This is a genomic window from Thiolapillus sp. (assembly GCF_048562965.1).
Lineage (GTDB): Bacteria > Pseudomonadota > Gammaproteobacteria > Chromatiales > Chromatiaceae > Thiolapillus > Thiolapillus brandeum_A.
In genome coordinates this window covers 1-650 of the sequence record NZ_JBHNMF010001393.1, presented here as the reverse complement: position 1 = coordinate 650, position 650 = coordinate 1, and the positions used below count along the sequence as shown (strand labels likewise).

Annotated in this window: 1 protein-coding gene; it reads right to left on the bottom strand. The window is 49.8% G+C overall.

Going from position 1 to position 650, the window contains the following annotated elements:
- Positions 1-73 precede the first annotated feature (73 nt).
- Positions 74-650, bottom strand: a 577-nt coding sequence (locus ACOCD2_RS24525; protein ID WP_294078691.1) for an integrase core domain-containing protein, incomplete at its 5' end; no start/stop codon positions are given.

Sequence of the window (650 nt, the reverse complement as noted above, 5' to 3'; positions counted from 1 at the left end):
AGCGCCAGCTCTACACCGGATACTTGCCAGGGACTCTTGATTCCCAGTATCTGGGCATATAGGTCTTTGTCTCTCATAGGGGATTACGATAATCTACCCACTCCATTTGGGGAAGAGCCACATTTTCAATCCTGTCCCAGTTCCTGATTGCACCTGACCAGCGTGCCGGATTCCGGGTGCGTGCCGCCGCATAAACCTCCTTCCGCTGTTCAAGAATGGCATGATCTTTACCTTCATGGCGCTGATTGGGCGTCACGAAGTGAATCGCACTATGACGATGTTGTTGGTTATACCATTGCACAAATTCATGTACCCATTCTCTTGCTGACTCCAGACTTTGGAATGGTTGATTCGGATAACTGGGCCCATACTTCAATGTACGGAACAGACTCTCTGAATAAGGATTGTCATCACTGACTGAAGGGCGGCTGAACGAGGGCACTACGCCGAGTTTCTGCAAGGTCGCCAGCATGGTGGCGCCTTTCATCGGACTGCCGTTGTCAGAATGTAGCACCAGACCCTCTTCATGGATTGATTCAGCCAGACAGGTTTTCCTGATGAGTTGGCTGGCATGTGCTGCGCTTTCACTCTCATGAATCTCCCAGCCAACAATTTTGCGGCTGAATACATCTTCACTAGAGTTTAGAGTA